Source organism: Acinetobacter sp. YH12219 (assembly GCF_013417875.1).
GTDB classification, from domain to species: Bacteria; Pseudomonadota; Gammaproteobacteria; order Pseudomonadales; family Moraxellaceae; genus Acinetobacter; species Acinetobacter amyesii.
Window position 1 is genome coordinate 13,373 of record NZ_VPDC01000004.1, and the last position, 15,597, is coordinate 28,969.

The 15,597-nt window shown below is 42.9% G+C and carries 17 protein-coding genes and 1 pseudogene; 4 read left to right on the forward strand and 14 right to left on the reverse strand.

What is annotated here, in order from left to right:
* Nucleotides 1-134 precede the first annotated feature (134 nt).
* From FTV04_RS03455 to FTV04_RS03465, 3 genes and pseudogenes are all read left to right on the forward strand, one after another.
* Nucleotides 135-1,274: pseudogene (locus FTV04_RS03455) on the forward strand (TDT family transporter).
* Nucleotides 1,275-1,533: 259 nt separating this feature from the next.
* The gene (locus FTV04_RS03460) at nt 1,534-2,610 is read left to right on the forward strand and encodes an aromatic ring-hydroxylating dioxygenase subunit alpha (RefSeq protein ID WP_180088646.1); all 1,077 of its coding nucleotides are present in this window, start codon (nt 1,534-1,536) and stop codon (nt 2,608-2,610) included.
* A gap of 117 nt (nt 2,611-2,727) precedes the next feature.
* Complete coding sequence (locus tag FTV04_RS03465) at nt 2,728-3,294, forward strand: 5'-nucleosidase (protein ID WP_180088648.1); 567 nt, start codon at nt 2,728-2,730, stop codon at nt 3,292-3,294.
* A gap of 69 nt (nt 3,295-3,363) precedes the next feature.
* Here FTV04_RS03465 and FTV04_RS03470 read toward each other — a convergent pair whose 3' ends face one another.
* From FTV04_RS03470 to argA, 7 genes are all read right to left on the reverse strand, one after another.
* On the reverse strand, nt 3,364-3,984 hold the full coding sequence (locus FTV04_RS03470; RefSeq protein ID WP_180088650.1) for a TetR family transcriptional regulator C-terminal domain-containing protein: 621 nt from the start codon (nt 3,982-3,984) through the stop codon (nt 3,364-3,366).
* A 346-nt stretch (nt 3,985-4,330) separates the two neighbouring features.
* Nucleotides 4,331-5,137 carry an ABC transporter ATP-binding protein gene (locus tag FTV04_RS03475; RefSeq protein ID WP_180088652.1) on the reverse strand — a complete coding sequence of 269 codons (807 nt, stop codon included), beginning with the start codon at nt 5,135-5,137 and terminating at the stop codon, nt 4,331-4,333.
* A 10-nt stretch (nt 5,138-5,147) separates the two neighbouring features.
* Nucleotides 5,148-5,963, reverse strand: coding sequence for an aliphatic sulfonate ABC transporter permease SsuC (gene ssuC, locus FTV04_RS03480; protein WP_078190647.1), 816 nt, complete (start codon nt 5,961-5,963; stop codon nt 5,148-5,150).
* Complete coding sequence (ssuD, locus tag FTV04_RS03485; RefSeq protein ID WP_180051181.1) at nt 5,963-7,138, reverse strand: FMNH2-dependent alkanesulfonate monooxygenase; 1,176 nt, start codon at nt 7,136-7,138, stop codon at nt 5,963-5,965. The genes ssuC and ssuD overlap by 1 nt, the downstream gene beginning before the upstream one ends.
* 33 nt (nt 7,139-7,171) lie before the next feature.
* On the reverse strand, nt 7,172-8,161 hold the full coding sequence (locus tag FTV04_RS03490) for an aliphatic sulfonate ABC transporter substrate-binding protein (protein ID WP_180088654.1): 990 nt from the start codon (nt 8,159-8,161) through the stop codon (nt 7,172-7,174).
* A 26-nt stretch (nt 8,162-8,187) separates the two neighbouring features.
* On the reverse strand, nt 8,188-9,150 hold the full coding sequence (locus FTV04_RS03495; RefSeq protein ID WP_180088656.1) for a sulfonate ABC transporter substrate-binding protein: 963 nt from the start codon (nt 9,148-9,150) through the stop codon (nt 8,188-8,190).
* 338 nt (nt 9,151-9,488) lie between these two features.
* Nucleotides 9,489-10,841, reverse strand: coding sequence for an amino-acid N-acetyltransferase (gene argA / locus FTV04_RS03500; protein WP_180088658.1), 1,353 nt, complete (start codon nt 10,839-10,841; stop codon nt 9,489-9,491).
* On the opposite strand from argA, the gene FTV04_RS16755 reads away from it, so the two are divergent.
* A complete protein-coding gene (locus FTV04_RS16755) occupies nt 10,840-10,971 on the forward strand; it encodes a hypothetical protein (protein ID WP_257220955.1) in 132 nt (43 codons plus the stop codon). The genes argA and FTV04_RS16755 overlap by 2 nt on opposite strands.
* Here the strand turns inward: FTV04_RS16755 and FTV04_RS03505 are convergent, their stop codons facing one another.
* The 7 genes from FTV04_RS03505 to ubiG all read right to left on the reverse strand — a co-directional run bounded on the left by FTV04_RS03505 (nt 10,972) and on the right by ubiG (nt 15,518).
* A complete protein-coding gene (locus FTV04_RS03505; RefSeq protein WP_078190642.1) occupies nt 10,972-11,382 on the reverse strand; it encodes an RcnB family protein in 411 nt (136 codons plus the stop codon).
* Between the two features lie 243 nt (nt 11,383-11,625).
* On the reverse strand, nt 11,626-12,036 hold the full coding sequence (locus FTV04_RS03510) for an RcnB family protein (RefSeq protein ID WP_180088659.1): 411 nt from the start codon (nt 12,034-12,036) through the stop codon (nt 11,626-11,628).
* Nucleotides 12,037-12,345: 309 nt separating this feature from the next.
* Nucleotides 12,346-12,501 (reverse strand): hypothetical protein, encoded by a 156-nt coding sequence (locus FTV04_RS03515; RefSeq protein WP_168379727.1) that lies wholly within the window; start codon nt 12,499-12,501, stop codon nt 12,346-12,348.
* Nucleotides 12,502-12,733: 232 nt separating this feature from the next.
* Complete coding sequence (locus FTV04_RS03520) at nt 12,734-13,153, reverse strand: hypothetical protein (RefSeq protein WP_180088661.1); 420 nt, start codon at nt 13,151-13,153, stop codon at nt 12,734-12,736.
* 170 nt (nt 13,154-13,323) lie between these two features.
* The gene (locus tag FTV04_RS03525; protein WP_078190639.1) at nt 13,324-14,073 is read right to left on the reverse strand and encodes a YciK family oxidoreductase; all 750 of its coding nucleotides are present in this window, start codon (nt 14,071-14,073) and stop codon (nt 13,324-13,326) included.
* Nucleotides 14,074-14,109: 36 nt separating this feature from the next.
* Entirely contained in the window at nt 14,110-14,808 is a 699-nt protein-coding gene (locus tag FTV04_RS03530) for an HAD family hydrolase (protein ID WP_180088663.1), read from the reverse strand.
* The gene (gene ubiG, locus FTV04_RS03535) at nt 14,808-15,518 is read right to left on the reverse strand and encodes a bifunctional 2-polyprenyl-6-hydroxyphenol methylase/3-demethylubiquinol 3-O-methyltransferase UbiG (protein ID WP_078190637.1); all 711 of its coding nucleotides are present in this window, start codon (nt 15,516-15,518) and stop codon (nt 14,808-14,810) included. The genes FTV04_RS03530 and ubiG overlap by 1 nt, the downstream gene beginning before the upstream one ends.
* Nucleotides 15,519-15,597 lie beyond the last annotated feature (79 nt).

The window sequence follows — 15,597 nt, forward strand, 5'->3', positions numbered from 1 at the left end:
TTTTACTCAAGTTTTTTTATGCAGAGATGAATTCAATATCAATAAAATAAATTATAAAAATAAATATTAATCAATTTTTCTTATTTAATGGTGTGCTTAAACTATAGACATTCCATTTTGATGAGCATCATGCGATGAAAATGCCATTTTATCAACTCCAGCATAAACAAGACTTGATTCGTCATTTCACCCCAAACTAGTTTACGGTGGTGATGGGCACAGGTGTGGTGGCCCTCATTTTACCATCTATAGCGGTGGCGCCGCAGTGGATGTGGTCCTTCGGAGCAGCGCTGTGGCAGATCAGCATCGTGTTGTTCATATTGTTTAGTGGGATGTATCTCAGCCGATGGATATTGTACCCACAAGCAGATTTTCCAGCATCCAGTGATGAGTTTATTTCTTGGGGCGATCCCCATGGCACTGGCAACCCTGATCAATGGCGCATTGAAATTTGGCACCACGCTATACACAGAGTTTTTGGGCATGAGCATCATCACATGGGCTGAATATTTATGGTATGTCGATGTGTTGATGTCAATAGCGATTGCATGGTGTGTTCCATTTCTGATGTTTAGTCGTCAGCAACATGCGCTGCAAGGCATGACCGCAGTATGGTTATTGCCGATAGTGGCTTGCGAGGTGGCTGCCAGTTCAGGCGGTTTATTGTTGGCGCATTTACCTGCACAGGCTCATGCTGTCCATATTTTGCTGGGGAGTTATCTGCTTTGGGGAATCTCAGTATTTCCAGCATTTGCCATCTTAAGCATCTTGTTGCTGCGTCTAGCTTTACATCAATTGCCAAGCAAGGATATGGCGATCAGCAGTTGGTTGGCCTTAGGACCGATTGGGACAGGGGCTTTAGCGCTGTTACTTTTGGGAGAGCAAGCCCCGCGTATTTTGACAGTAGTAAATTTGGTTGATTTAGGACAGGTGTTGCTTCAAGGCGGCGTATTCGCAGCCCTTGTTCTACTTGGATTTGGTGTATGGTGGTTTGGAATCGCTATACTCATCACGCTAAAACATTTGCGAGATTTACCCTTTAATCTCGGGTGGTGGGCGATGACGTTTCCATTCGGCGTTTTTAGTTTGGCGGTCATCCATTTGGCGGAACAGACGCAATTACACGCTATTCAACAGTTCGGTACTTTTTTTGCAGTATTGCTCTGTACGCTTTGGTTATTGGTGATGCTGAAAACCATACAAGGGTTTTATCGCGGTAGCTTATTTTTTCTCCGTGTTTAAAAGCGTATTGTGATGCTCAGAGCGCATCTTAAATGATGTCGGGTGAATGTAAATCCGTTGAAGAAAACTATAGCGCGTTGGCTTTGACGGATTTCAGCAAACAAATATAGAGCTTGTGCAAGCGTGTGATGCAGTTACGTTATTTTGCTATCCAAGCAAAACATTCATGTATAAAATTTGCGCGTATTTTCAAGAGATCAATTGGCTTCGAGATATAAACTTGCTTGAAGTATAGGAACTAGAGCAAGGCATATGGATTAAAACAAAAAAGATAAAAATAAGGATTGAATTATGTGTAATCAAACCAGTTTTTGGGATGATGCCAAAGGATTATTAGAAGAGTGGTACGTCGCTTGTACCTCTAAAGAACTCAAAAAAGATCAACCTTTTTCAGCCACCCTGTATGGTAAAAAAATTGTTCTGTTCCGACAAAAAGATGGAACAGCCGCTGCATTGCTCGATCAATGTGTGCATCGTGGTGTGCCTTTGTCTCAGGGTAAAATGACTGATGGCTGCGTGAGATGTCCATATCATGGTTGGTCGTATCAGGGTGATGGCCATGTGGCGCATATTCCCAGTGTCAATGGGCAGTTTTTTCCAGAAAAACCGCATCCCTTTAAACAGCGTAGTTTTGATGTGTGTGAGCAAGATGGGGTGGTATGGATTTATCTCGGTGAAAAGCCCAAACAGGAACGCCCAGAAATATTTAAATTACCGTTTTATGATCAAGCCGGCTGGGTCAGCTATTACATGGTCGGCAGTTATGATGGTGAGATGGGCGCTGTTGCACAAAATATTATGGATGTGACCCATACCATATTTGTGCATGAAGGCTGGTTTCGTTCAGAGTCGGGAAAAGCCGTGGATGCCACCATAGATGTGGGGCCGCGCAAAGTAGTCGTTGACTATCATGACCATGATGCAGATGTCGGCAGGATGCCATGGCTGACCAATCCGCATGGTGCTGAACAGGTCCACCGCGACAGTTTTATCGCGCCGAATATTACCTTGGTGGAATACCATTGGGGAGAGCCATCGGGCATGGTGTTTAATAGTCTGATTAGCCCTGTGGGGCCGTATGAGTCACGGGTTTATACCTGTGTCAGTTATAAATTTCCGATTCCAAAATTGTTGTCTAAGGCATTGATGCCGGCTGTGAATGCCTATACTTGGGTGGTCAACAAACAAGACATTAAAATTTTGTCAGCGCGAAGAGCGGGCATCGAGCATATGCCAATGACCCATTCACATAGTGTGAGAGGGGATATGGCACATATTGCCTTAGAGAAGATTTTAGATGCCTTACGTCACGACCAACAATTGGCACCATCTTTTATTGGCAAACGTCCGATGCAATTTCAAATTTGATAGCATTCAAATCTGCGTGAGGAATTTATTTTCTGAGCAATGTGATTTTTGAAGATGATTTTTTCTGCGCACGTGCAAATGTATGCTATATGAAGGCATCAATTTGAGGAGACCGCTATGCGTCAGCAAATCGCTTTAATTATGGCCCTGCCGAGTGAATCTAAAGGCTTATTTGAAGCTGCAGGCATTGAAGTGCATTACAGTGGTATTGGTAAAGTCAATGCCGCATTTAAAGCCTTTGATGTGATTCAAAAAACCGGATGTCATACTTTGCTGAATTTGGGCACTGCGGGAAGTTCACATTTTGATGCACATGCTTTGGTTGAAGTAGCTCAATTTGTACAACGGGATATGGATGTATCGCCTTTGGGTTTTGATGTGGGGGTGACGCCGATGGATACCGATCATCCTGCTGAAATTCAGCCAGAGAGCATGTTTAGCCATTTGCCTAAAGGAATTTGTGGTACAGGCGACAGCTTTGAAACTGGGCTGCCGAAAGTACCGTGTAATCTTGTCGATATGGAAGGCTACGCAATCGCTAAAGTATGTAAAAAACTGGGTATTCGCTTTGTGTCGGTAAAATATATTACCGATGGTGCGAATGACACAGCACATCTGGATTGGGAAGAAAATTTATTATTCGGCGCAAAGAAATTATTGGAATTATATCAAACAGTAAAATAAGGCGTTTAGCTAATTTCGGTCGGCGACCATAGAAAGCTATGGTCGTATGCCAATTCGACCCAACTCAATTTACTTTTCTGGGCGTGGAATTACACCGTAAAGCATCATATGAACGGTATGTTGAATAATCCGTTGTTGCATACTGCGATTACGTAAGGTTTTTCCAGTGACCATTTCCATTTGGGTAGCAAAGTCAGCATAGTTTTGCGTAATTGCCCAAATGTTCAGAATTAAAAGTTCTGGATCAATATCTTTTGAAATTTTGCCTTGCTCTTGCCAGTTGCTAATGACTTTGGCTTTGCGTTTCACTAATTTTTTTAGTGGGCCTTTTAAAATTTCAAGAATGTGTGGTGCGCCCTGAATGACTTCAAGTGCGAACAAACGTGAGGCTTTCGGTTGCGTACGAGATACTTCAATTTTCTGCAATAGATAATTGGTGATCGCTTCTTCAGGCTCAAGGTCTGCTTCCAACATTTGTAGCGGTGCAAGCCACTTTTGTAGAACCGTTGTTAAAACTTCAACATAAAGCGCTTCTTTATTTTCATAATAATAGAAAATATTCGATTTATGCATTTCTGCAATCTGTGCGATCTCATCCAAGCTGGCGCCATTGAAGCCATACAGGGAAAAGACATCCAGTGCTGCACTGAGCAACTGGTGGCGTTTCTGGGTACTCTTTTTTTGTTCCATTAGCTCTTTTAAGAAAATGAAAAGGGAATATTGAATTGTACGGCAAATCAACAGATTTGTGCACAATCATCGTTTTTAATTTTATGAATTTTGGCAGTTTATTCTGTTCAACGGTCAAATAAATACGACGAATGCCATAATATTTCAAATAATCATTTTAGGGTGAAATCTAAATAAATCATTATTTTTAGTCATGGATTTATATGATTTGTCGTAATTTTTGTGATGTATTTGTCAACAGACGATAAATCGCCCTCAATGCTATACATGGTTTTATTGTGATATTGCTTTGGAACAGAACAGGAAGTCATACGGTTTAAGTGATGATTTCCTGCACATGTATAGCTTAAGTGGCCAAGACTGCTTGTAAGACTTGTTGTTCAAGTTCAGTAAATTCAATGCCTTTTTTTCGTGGGCGGGCCAAATCGACACGAAATTCTTGGGCAATATGGCCTTTATCGAGCAAGATTATACGGTCTGCCAACTGCACGGCTTCCCTTACATCATGTGTGACCAAAATTGCGGTAAAACCTTGTTCAGTCCAGAGTTTTTCAATCAAATTCTGCATATCTAAACGTGTTAAGGCATCGAGCGCACCCAGTGGTTCATCTAGCAGCAAAATGCGTGGTTTATGTGACAAAGCACGTGCCAGTGCAGTACGTTGACGTTGCCCCCCTGATAGCTGTGTTGGCCAAAGCCCCGCTTTGTCTTTTAAACCGACTTTTTCGAGGAGTGCTGTAGCATTGGCGTGTTGGTCTTTGCTTAAACCAAGTTGTACATTTTTCTCAATGCTACGCCAAGGCAGGAGGCGAGGGTCTTGGAACATCACACGAATATCATCACTTGTGATGCCTTCACGAATATGACGAGCAGACTTAAATTTAATTTCGCCATAACTCGGTTTTTCTAAGTCGGCGATGAGGCGAAGCAGGGTACTTTTACCACAGCCACTACGACCGACAATTGCCAAGAATTCACCGGGTTGAATATGTAGGTCAAGGTCCTCAAGGACTTTAACATCGCCATAAAATTTGTGTAGTTGTTCAATCAGGATCTCTGCGCCCAACACCGCATGGGGGTTGATATCCTCGACAGAAGAACGCTGAGGTTGGGTTGAGTCGTCTGCATGACGGCTTATGCTTAAATCGGTCATCACATGCTCCTTATTTTTGGTAACCCGAGTGCCAACGGAGTAAATATTTTTCTAAGGCAACAGCCAGTACATCGGCCAATTTACCGAGTAGGGCATACAATAAAATCCCGACCAAGACGATGTCGGTTTGCAGAAATTCACGTGCGTTCATGGTCATATAACCGATGCCGGCTTGTGCTGAAATGGTTTCTGCCACAATCAACAAAACCCAAACGAGACCGAGTGAAAAACGCAGACCAACTAAAATAGATGGCATCGCCCCTGGCAGAATAATTTCTTTATACAGTTGCCAGCCACTCAAACCGTAGCTTTTGCCCATTTCAATCAGTTGAGGATCTACAGAGCGAATACCATGATAGGTGTTGATATAAATGGGAAAGAATACGCCGATAGCGACTAAAAAAAGCTTGGCCGATTCATCGATCCCAAACCATAAAATCACCAAGGGAATCAGGGCAAGAGCAGGAATGTTGCGGATCATTTGCAGTGTGGTGTCGAGTAACGTCGATGCTGTTTTGGATGAACCATTTAGCAGCCCTAAAAAAAGACCTAAACCACCACCGACTAGAAGTCCAACCAAAGCACGACCCGCACTGATTTGAACATGCTTCCACAGTTCACCACTGATCAGTAAGTTCCAAAAGGCCACCACCACCGCACTTGGCGCAGGCAAAATACGACTTTCTAACAGCCCTGTAACAGAGGCAATTTGCCACACAATAATTAATGCAATAGGAAACAACCAAGGCAGCAAACGCTGCCCGAGTTGTGTTCCACGTGAAACCTTCGGTGCTTTGAAGGTTTCAACAGAAACAGTTTTGGACATTAGGCCGGCTCCTGAATCTTTTCAGCTTTTTTATTTTCATCTGGTGTGTAATTGTTCGCGACAATCTCACCAAATGGGCCGGTTAAGTTAGGTTGAACCAATTTCTGACGTGTTTCCAATGGCAGTAGTGGGAACACCAATTCTGCAAAACGGATAGACTCTTCAAGGTGTGGGTAACCAGAGAAAATGAAGGTGCTAATTCCTAGATCGGCATATTCTTGGATACGTGCGGCTACCGTTTCAGGATCACCAACGAGTGCCGTACCTGCACCACCACGAACCAGGCCAACACCCGCCCATAAGTTTGGCGATACTTCTAATTTGCTACGGTCGCCGTTGTGCAGTTCAGCCATACGGCGTTGACCAACAGAGTCCATGGTTTTGAACTTGGCTTGCGCAGCTGCAATGGTGTCATCGTCGACATATTGGATCAGCTCTTCAGCTGCTTTCCATGCCTCTTCATTGGTTTCGCGCACAATGACATGTAAACGAATGCCATAATTCAGTTCACGTCCTTTGGCTTTGGCTTTTTCACGCACCACTGCAATTTTTTCTTTTACCGCAGCAGGTGGCTCACCCCAAGTCAAATAGGTGTCAACTTGATCCGTTGCCAGATCAACAGCTGCCTCTGAAGAACCGCCAAACCATAGTGGTGGATACGGTTTTTGTACCGGTGGATAAAGTAATTTTGCGTCGTCCACACTCAGGCGTTCGCCATGGAAGGTATAGCTTTCACCAGTATGTGAACGGGTTAAAATTTCACGCCAAATCGTGGTGTATTCCGCGGCAGTTTGGTAACGCGTCGCATGATCTTCATAGACACCATCACCCTTGAGTTCTTGCTCATCACCGCCTGTGACTAAGTTTAGTAAGATACGACCGCCAGATAAACGGTCAAATGTTGCTGCCATACGTGCAGTCAGTGCAGGCGTTGTCACCCCCGGACGTAGAGCGACTAGAAATTTTAGATTTTTAGTGGCATCAATCAAGCTTGCAGCTGTAAGCCATGGATCTTCACATGAACGACCTGTCGGAATCAGAACGCCTTCATAGCCAAGATTATCCACCGCTACTGCAATTTGCTTCATGTAGGCATGATCGACTTGGCGTGCACCTTTACTTGTTCCTAAGTAGCGACTGTCACCGTGGGTAGGGATAAACCAGAAAATTTTCATGTTCAGTTCCTTGTATTTTTGATGGCTCGGGTATCAATGTGATGAAGGTATCCAAACTTGCTTTTGGACTTGAATGTTGTTTGGAATCAGTTGGACTTGTTTAAATAAGTCCGCAATATTTTGCTGTGCTTGTATGACCTCGGGTGTCAGCGAGCGCACAGGAGATGGTTTGGATCGGCGTGAAAAGGCTTGCGCAGCAATATTCTTTTGCAGCCCAGTGCTGTTTTGATAAATCTCTAAAGCCACATTTTGGTTCTTCACAATCCACTGATCGGAAGCGTCTAGGGCCTTTAAAAATTTAGCTGGGGCATCAGGGTGTGCTTGAACGACTTTTGGATTTGCCACATAAAATGAATAGGTCTTTGGAAAATCACCAGATTGAATCAGCACTTTAGCTTGAGCATCCAACTCCGCTGCAGATAAAAACGGGTCCCAAATGGCCCATGCATCAATTGATTTTTTATCAAATGCGGCTCGTGCATCTGCTGGTGGAATCCAAATTGGTTGGATGTCGCTCCACGTCAAACCGGCTTTTTCTAAAGTCTTGGCTAATAACTCATGCGCACTCGAGCCTTTTTGTACAGCAACGCGTTTACCACGTAATTCTTGAATGGTTTTGATTGAGCTGTCCGCTGGAATCACGACAGCAAGCGACTGTTCAGGCACCACTTCATAGCCAATATAATTCAGGTCTTTATTGGCAGCTTGGGCAAAAATAGGCGGGGTGTTGCCGACATAGCCATAATCCACCGCACCGACCGCAAGGGCTTCTAACATTTGTGGGCCAGCAGGGAATTCCTTCCATTCAATCTGAGCGCCGGGAAATTGTTGTTCAAAGAGCTTTTGTTCACGGGCAACCAGTAAATTTAAGGCTGATTTTTGGAAACCGATAACCAAGGTTTTTACGGCTGTTTCAGCTGGTTTTTCACCATCCTGCTGTGCTGTTTCTTGTTTTTGGCAGGCACTGAGTCCAAGGGCCAAAGTGGCTAAAGTCAGTATGGAAAATGTTCTTAGAATACGCATGGCATCGCCCTTATGCTGTAGTCGACTTATTTGATAATGGCCGACTCAATATTTAATTTATTTGGAATTAATTTTTCGTTATAAAACGCATCAGCGACTTGCTGCTGCTCTTGCGCCACTTGTGCAGTAATCGGCGTCACTTGATTGCCTAAGCGAGAAATTGATGTTTTAAGTACATCTAGACCTAAGCCGGTTTTGCCTTCGAGTAACTTGGCCGCTTCATCTTGATTTTTTGAGACCCATTGCGTGGTCAAATTCAACTCATTCACCACAGCTTGCAGGACTTTTGGATTTTCCTGAGCAAATTTGCGATCGGCCAAATAGAACTGGTAGTTCTTCACCAAGTTTTCGCCATTGGCAATGGTGCGAGCATTAAGTTGATGCTCAGCGGCAGAAAGGAACGGGTCCCAAATTACCCATGCATCGACTGCACCTTTTTCAAAGGCAGCTCGTGCATCGGCAGGCGGTAAATACACGACATTGATGTCGCTAAATTTAAGCTGATTGGCTTCCAACAACTTGAGCAACAGGTAATGCACGTTTGAGCCTTTGTTTAAGGCCACACGTTTACCTTTTAAGTCCTGAATACTGTGAATAGCCGAATCTTTTTGCACAATTAAAGCTTCAGCTTTTGGAACAGCAGGTTGGTTGGCAATGTAAACCAAATCGGTTTGAGCGGCTTGAGCAAAGATAGGCGGTGCTTCACCGACTTCACCAAATGACACGCTGCCTACATTGAGACCTTCAAGCAGCTGTGGGCCAGCAGGAAATTCCACCCATTTGATATTTACACCTTGGCTTTTTAAGGCTGTTTCTAAAGTTCCGCGTTCTTTTAAAATTGGCAATAAGCCATATTTTTGGAAACCAATATTTAAGGTGACATTTTCTTCAGCCTCTTTTTTGCCACAGCCCGACATCATCATGGCACCCACAACCGCTGTAGACAGTACAAGTGTTTTTGTCCAAAGTTTTACTTTGTGAGTACGCATGTGTTGCTCCTATAAAGGTCTAAATGTGCAGAACTGTTGATTTATGAACACATAAGCTAAAGAGTTTTCTTTTTCGAAAAAAATAAGAAAACTTAAATTTAAAATCAGGAAAAAAGATAAATAAAAATCAGCAAAACTTATGAAAAATTATGATTTTAGAAAAACATATAATGTGTCAAAGTATTATTTTAAGTTATTGAAATTATTTATTTATTTGGGTTGTTTAAATGGCAGATATGGTTATTCTGTGGCTTGCAAAGTGATTTGAGGGGGATAGCCAAGGGATTAGGCATAACCTTATGCAAAATAATGCTATTCAGCGCATAAAAAAAGCCACTTTAAAGTGACTTTTTACAAACCAATGAGTTTCTTTGGTAGTTGTATAAGGCCTGACGGGCATTCGGTAAGTCATCGACACTGACTTGTTCAAAACCTTGTTCAAGGAACCAATGCGCTGTTCGTGTGGTCAAAATAAACAATTGTTCAATACCTAAATCTCGCGCTTTTTCTTCTAAATAATGCAAAATTTGGCTACCGCGATTTGATTTTCGATACCCCGGATGCACAGCCACACACGCGATTTCAGCAGAGCGTTTTTCATCCCCTGTGACAGGAATAGGGTACAACGCAGCACAGGCCAAAATCGTACCGTCACGTTCAATCACTGCAAATTGTCCAATTTCATTTTCCAAACGCTCGCGTGAGCGATAAACCAAGATACCTTCTTGTTCGAGAGGGCGTAAGAGATTGATTAAGCCACCAACATCTTGAATATCGGCAGTACGCACTTCTTCATAATGCGCATCGGTGATCATGGTGCCAGAACCGTCACGTGTGAACAATTCTTCGATCAATGCGCCATCATAGGCATATGAAATAAGATGAACACGGTGTACGCCTTGTAACGAGGCATCTTTAGCAACGCTTAAATGCAGGGCAATATCGGGATTAGAATCTTGATATTGCAAAATATGCTGATCAAGTTGATGAGGTGTAATTTCGCGTTGTAGCTGCCCATGTTCATTGTGCAAACCATGTTGTTTGCCCAAGAAAATCAACTTATCCGCTTTTAAACTGATCGCGGTTTTGGTCGCAACTTCTTCAGCCAATAAATTAAACACTTCACCTGTCGTGGAATAACCTGTTGGCCCAAGCACCACAATGTTTTGGCTCTCTAAATGACGTTGAATTGCATCAATATCGACGGAACGAACTTCACCAGACAGTTGAAAATCGATACCGTCACGAATGCCATACGGTTTTGCCGTGACTAAATTGCCTGAGACTACATCAATGCGCGCGCCGTACATCGGTGAGTTGGCTAAACCCATAGACAGGAGCGCTTCAATTTGCAGACGAATGGAACCGACGGCATTCATCACCGCAGGTAAGGATTCGCGAGTGGTGATGCGACGGTGATGATGAAATGGCGTCTTGATGCCGCTGCTTTGTAAATTATGATTGATTTGCGGACGGGCACCATGCACCAAAATTAGACGAATACCAAGCGAGTGTAATAAGGCAATATCGTGAATAATGTGTTGAAAATTTTCATGTTGCAGCGCTTCACCATCAAACATGATGACAAAGGTTTTGTTGCGATGCGCATTAATATAGGGTGCAGAATGACGGAACCAATGCACATACTGTAAGGTTGTGCTGGAAGATGGTTCAGTGATATTCGTTTGCATGCCTATGCCTGTTTATGTGGTTGGTATGGATGATTCTAAACAAAAACATATGACAGCGGAAAGCAAATATAAAAAAACACCTGAACAGTGTTCAGGTGTTGGGAAAGGGACTCAAGAGATCGTTGAATGATTAGCCATTCTTAATACGAATGATGCGATCGGTACGATCATTGACTAGTACGTAGTCACCATTGATTTTGTACCATTGTTGATAACGACCGGTGTTTGGTAAGCGGCGTGCTTCACGATCACTGACTTTGTAACGGCTTGAATCATAGACACGTGGCAAGCTTTGACCAACACGCCAATCGCGGCTTGGGTTTACGCGACGAGAGTCATTACGGTCGTAGCGATTATTGTCATAACGGTTGTTGTTATTCCAATTGCTCGGACGGTGGTCATTGTCCCAACGGTTATCTTGGTGTTGGTATGACGGATGGTAACGGCGGTCATCTTGACGATGGTCTGGTGCAGCGATTGCTGCAGTAGTAGCCATTAAAGCCGATACTGAAAGAACTAAAGTCGATACGATTTTGTTCATGGGACACCTCTATACATTTCTAATCTGTTTTTCGATGATTCAAAATTAGCGAGAAAGTTCAGAGAAAGCGTGGGGGTAATATAGTTGAATTGTGAAATGTATGGAGGAAATTTGAAGGTGTGTAAATGATCTGAACGCTAGGCAGCATCAGGCTTTGCGGTTAAATATTGAAAAAAGCTCATAAAAAATCCCAGAGTTGATCTGGGCTTTAAAAAAATATGGCGAAATTTAATTCAAAATGGCTTACATACCTAAAATTTTCAGAATACTGTTACTGTCTGAGTTGACCAATATGTAGTCATTATTGATTTTATACCACTGCTGATTACGCGATGGTTTAGGTAAGTTATGGTCTTTATAATCGACTTTATAACCATTACCACGATAATGCTGTGGCATCACATAGCCCGTTTGCCATTTATGTTGTTGCAAACGTTTGACTCCACGTTGTTCACGCATACGGCGTCGATCTTCAAGATCGTCATCGTCCTGATAACCACGGAAATCACGATCTTTTTTCACTTGACCATATGCATTGCCGCGTGGGCCATCAAAGCCACGTTCATCGTTCTTGAAGTGAGGCGCTGCAGACGTGATGCTGCTTGCTATTAAAGCACTGAAAGAAAGAGCCAAAATTGGCAAAATCTTTTTCATGTTCAACCCTCATGAGTAATTTATCTTCAATATCACTACTGTACGCATTAAATGCAGAGAAACTGTGAAGAAAGATGAATATTTCTTTAAATAAAACGAAGAGATTGCGGATATTATGCGATAAATTTGGCGCCGAGAACAATCTTTCCATCTTGAAAACGATGGCCCGATAAAGCGTGCTTTTATCCTTACAATTCAGCTTTGATCAAATTTGAGGTCTATTGTAAGCACGATCAAAAACGCCCATCAAGTCTTGATGGGCAAATAGGGGAGAGATGATGGACTGAAAATGTTGAGTAAGCTCTGGTTTTAGTACCACTGCTCATTGAGGCATTGGAGGGAATAAATCGCTTGAGCCACAGATTCAGCTTGCTCGGCATCGTCCATTGCAGAGATCAAATTTTCAGTCAGTTGTAAATTTTCAATTGAACGAATGGTTTCAATTTTACGTGTTTGATCAGCCATTTGGGTCTCCTTGCCGTCGGTCTATGTCATGCCCAGCAGTCTATGCTTTTATATTTAATTTGAAAAACCGAATATTATTATAAAAATAATTTAAAAATACGATCAATGGCAAATTGGGTAATGAAGCTGTCTATTGATCAAAGCTTGTTGAATTTCAAATGCTAATCTAAGAGTTTAAAAAAAGGGCATCAAATGGCCCTTTTTAGTTCTAAATGTGTCACTTGGAACGTAATTAGTATGCGTATTTCAGGTCGGTATAATCCGTTAATGATTTTTGAATATGAGCTTGAATAAATTCATTAATATCTTCAGGTGTCATTGCTGTACCTTGTTTGGTAATCACATGCTCAAACGGTGCTTGATCTTGCGCAATGATGCGATAAACAAAGTTAGTGATCACTTGATAGCCAGCTTCTTGCTTTTGAATGCAAGTGACATAGAAATAGGCATGCTCAAAGTTTAAGTCAGTATGCGAAAAAATAAATTGTTCAAATAATTTTGCATTTTGACCGACATCTAAGCCCTTTAAATCGTCCACGATACTCGGGTCGAATTTCATGCCATATTTTGCTGAAATCGGTTGACCATCGACCAGTAGGTTAACCATGCCATCCTCAGTTGGAGTCACTGTAATATTGCTAAAGTCAGACATGTATCAATCCAATGTTTTTAAAGAATGCTCCAAGTATCGGCAAATTTGCTAAAAACTCAAGTCGACTTTCGCGTGGACACCACGAAATCAGTCGGTTGATGATGTCTTGTAAGCATTCAATACATAAAAAAAGGAAGCTTGCGCTTCCTTTTTTTAATCGGCTTTGCGGCCTATTCATCTTGAGCATCAATGCTGGCACCGGTTAAATGCAAGCTGTCATCACCCATCAAATATAAATACGCAGGCATGATGCTTTCAGGCGTAGGCAAAGTTTTTGGATCTTCGTCTGGATACGCCTTTGCACGCATGGCAGTACGTGTCGCACCGGGATTAATACAGTTAAAACGAATATTGGGATGCTCATTTTCTTTGGCAAATAATGTGCTCACGGCTTCAATGGCAATTTTTGAGACCGAGTACGCGCCCCAACGTTCACGAGCTTCACGTCCCACACCTGAACTGGCAAAGACCACTGAGGCATGCTCAGATTTTTGCAGTAAGGGCATCAGCTCTTGAGTCAGTACAAAGGGCGCGCGAAGGTTCACCGCCATGACATCATCCCATACATCTACAGGATAATGTTCTAGTTCAGTTCGCTCACCCAAAATCCCAGCATTATGCAAAATGCCGTCTAGGCGACCAAATTGCTTTTCTAAGGTATCGACCAACAGCTCATAATCACGAGGAGAGGCACTAGACAGTTGTAGCGGTAAAATCGCCGGTTGGGGGGCACCCAAGCCTTCAATTTCATCGTAAATCACTTCTAGTTTATTCAGTGTGCGTCCATGTAAGACCACGGTTGCGCCATGTAAGGCATAACTGAGGGCAGCCGCACGGCCAATACCATCGCCCGCACCTGTAATCAGGATAATGCGATCTTTGAGCAGATCGGGGCGAGGTTGATATTCTGAATATTTCATCCGTACCTCCTCGTTTTATTGTGTTGTGTTCTATCGTTATAAAGTCGCTGTGTTGAGCGTTTTCGGTTTGATGACCAAATCATGAATGACTTCATGCAGGTCAGCAACAGTCTTCACTATACAATCTGCATGCCAAGCTGTTAAGTCATCTTTGTGTTGTAAAGGTAAATAGCCATAAGCCGCAAGAATCGTGTACATCTGCGCATTACGACCTGCATCGATATCACGTGGATGATCACCGACATAGATACAGTCTTGAGCATCTAGATGAATGTGCTTGGCTGCTAAATACATCGGCTCTGGGTCTGGCTTGGTTTTACTGACATCGTCTGGGCAAACCAATACCGAGCAGCGTTCAGTTAAATTCAACGCTTTGAGCAACGCTTCACTGAGTGAACGCGGCTTATTGGTGACAATGCCCCACGGAATTTGATGTTGTTCTAACTCTGCGAGTAGTGGATACATGCCTTCAAACAGATCGGTATCAACTGCAATATCAGCACCATACAGATCTAAAAAGCGTTGACGATGTGCCAGAAAGACAGGATCTTCAACGTCTAACTCTGGATAGACCAGTTTGACCATGGCACGCGCGCCTTCAGATACCTGTACACGAATGTCGTCAGCACTGACCACCGCAATGCCTTTGTCACGGCACATGTCTTGAATAATACGAATAAAATCAGCCGCGGTATCAATCAGTGTACCGTCAAGATCAAAGAGTACAGCTTTCATTAGGCTTCTTTCACCGTATGAACCATGTAGTTCACATCCACATTCGGTGCGAGCCAATAGCGTTTGGTAATCGGGTTATAATGTAAACCTGTCATATCTTTGAGTTTTAACTCGGCTTGACGAATATCATGAGCTAATTCTGAAGGTTTAATAAACTTGGAATAATCATGAGTGCCTTTCGCCAACATGCGTAAAACATATTCCGCACCAATAATCGCAAACAAATAGGCTTTAGGATTACGGTTAATGGTCGAGAAGAACACATGACCACCCGGTTTTACCAGCTTTTGACAGGCTAAAATGATCGAAGCTGGATCGGGTACGTGTTCGAGCATTTCCATACAGGTGACGACGTCATATTGACCTGCTTGCTCTTCTGCCAATTGCTCTACAGGTACTTGGCGATATTCAATATTTTGTACATTTTCTTGTTCGGCATGTAAGCGTGCAACATTCAACGGCGCTTCGCCCATGTCGATACCCAATACTTGCGCACCGCGACGTGCCATGCTTTCAGCTAAAATACCGCCGCCACAGCCCACATCTAATACTTTCTTGCCAGTGATACCATTTGAATGCTCATCAATCCAGTTCAAACGCAGGGGATTAATCATGTGCAAAGGGCGGAACTCAGAATGCTGATCCCACCATATGGCTGCGAAAGCTTCAAATTTGGCAATTTCTTGTGGATCAACATTCAATTGCGACATCGGTTGCACCTCAATCAAGTCTTTATATTTTAGAAAAAAGTTTATGGGAGTTAGTGTAGCGCGTCCTGAAAAAAAAGCG